This window comes from Acetobacter sp. AN02 (assembly GCF_029759835.1).
In the GTDB taxonomy this organism is placed as follows: domain Bacteria; phylum Pseudomonadota; class Alphaproteobacteria; order Acetobacterales; family Acetobacteraceae; genus Acetobacter.
On record NZ_JAJJND010000170.1, the window covers coordinates 1 to 1,824 of the forward strand.

At 48.6% G+C, this 1,824-nt stretch carries 2 protein-coding genes; both read left to right on the forward strand.

Features of this window, described 5'->3' with window-relative positions:
- The first annotated feature begins 109 nt into the window (after positions 1-109).
- Positions 110-565: a hypothetical protein gene (locus LOC54_RS12150; protein WP_279314040.1), complete on the forward strand. Its 456-nt coding sequence runs from the start codon at positions 110-112 to the stop codon at positions 563-565.
- A gap of 273 nt (positions 566-838) precedes the next feature.
- Positions 839-1,561 (forward strand): hypothetical protein, encoded by a 723-nt coding sequence (locus LOC54_RS12155; RefSeq protein ID WP_279314041.1) that lies wholly within the window; start codon positions 839-841, stop codon positions 1,559-1,561.
- Positions 1,562-1,824 lie beyond the last annotated feature (263 nt).

A 1,824-nucleotide genomic window follows, 5' to 3' on the forward strand; every position in this document is an offset into this window, starting at 1 on the left:
AACAACCTTGGCGCATCATGTCAATCGGACTGCGCAATTGGGCGCATAGGTTCTAGCAATCAATGGTTGGTATTATTACCCGTCAGATATGACCATGACGGCCACGGGCATGATGGATACCGTCTCCAATGTTAAGGCAGTCGGGGATGGGAATGGGGCGAAATCTGCCGCAGATACAAACTCTACATTAGACTGGTCACGTGTTAGCCCGCGCACCGAAGGCGATGCTGCCGACCTCATCACTGTGAATCACGGTAGTATAAGCCTGACTAAGCCCAATCAGGGCGTCTTTTACGGCGATCCGGTGGCAACGGTTGAGGATGCATGGGCTACCGCGATCAGAGAGAGCATCAAACCCGAGACGATCGGAAACAGAGACGTTTATGTGGTTCCTCAGCCAAATTCCGGATATGCTGGCGGTATGGGAGGACAACTTCAAAACTATGATAACGTAACAATCATAACTGAAAAGGGAACGAGCCGCGTTGTTACGGCCTACCCATCTGGAGCCACTCCGCCCCTGCCCAAAGATTATGATTTCTTAGTCGGGAATAATAAACCGTGATCGAAATCACTTTTGGAGAATGCGCAGTCTGCAGGCAAGGATCGTTATTCGCAGCATTTAGTCCTTCGGCACACAGAGCCTTGATTGTATGTGATGACTGTGGATCGCAGTGGGCATCACCTGCTGATGCTCAATCATACAAGCTCACTCTATTAAGTGAGCTGTCAAACATTCGATTAGCAACAGAAGAGGAGATAGCAGCTGCCGATTGGTAGTTCTGTGGGAAACAGTTGTTGCAGAAGCGGAGGATGAAGTAAGACAGGGAGTTCAGGAATGGCTACGTTTAAGGAAAATGTTTACGCAGTCTGCCGGGAAGTTGCGGAAGAACTTCCTGACTGGAGTTTTGTATCGGGCTCTTTTAAGAACAAGACCCTGAAACATACAAATCTTCTTGTGCCTCTTGGTTTTGCTTTTCAGTATGGAAGTACTTACCTTCAGCCAGGAATTTTTATCGAAAACAAAAAAACGATGAAATTGCATAATAAGTTGTTGGGGTTTTCCGGAACCACATCTATTTTGCGTTTCACAAACCTGGCGAATGAGTTGAAATATATTCCGGAAGCCTATCGGATAAGCGCAAAAATAGATGAAAATAAAGCAGCTTATCTGAAGCATCTGGAAGATGTCGGAAAACCTCATCTGGGGAAAGATTATATTGACATTACGGAAGCAAAGCCGGTTCTGCGGGCTGTTCTGCAGGACGGGATAGGTCTGATTGAGCGTTATTATGATCTGAGCAGCGAGGAGAACCTTCTCAAAGGACTGCCGCCTGAGTACACCCCGCGGGATAAAATTATTTATGGCCAGTATGAGGATAATGCAGGGGTCATGTTATGTATTGTTCGTCTGATCCTGGGAGATTTTGATTTTGTGGTGCGTTATCACAATGATGAAATTCCGACCGTCAGGCCAAAACGAATGGCTGAAGTGGACAAGATCATTGCCGCATTACCGGAACTGAAGAAGCGCTATGAGGAAACCGGCAGCGTTATCTGACCGGTCTGCACTATTGTCGTCGGAGATGCGTTTCTGATCTCTGAGAATCCGGCGACATACATGGCTCTGTCGCAAAGTTCCGGTCTGACGTTTCTGCGGGGTCTTTGTCGATCACGAGCCCGCAGAACACTCCGGATTACAGGAGCACAGTGACACAGGCCGGGGCGCGAGCTACGCGAACCAGAAAAGATCACGGATCAGTATGCGTCGACGGGGGAGAGCCTGTCGGGTCTGTATGCGGGATCGGGTGGTCTGGATGCCGT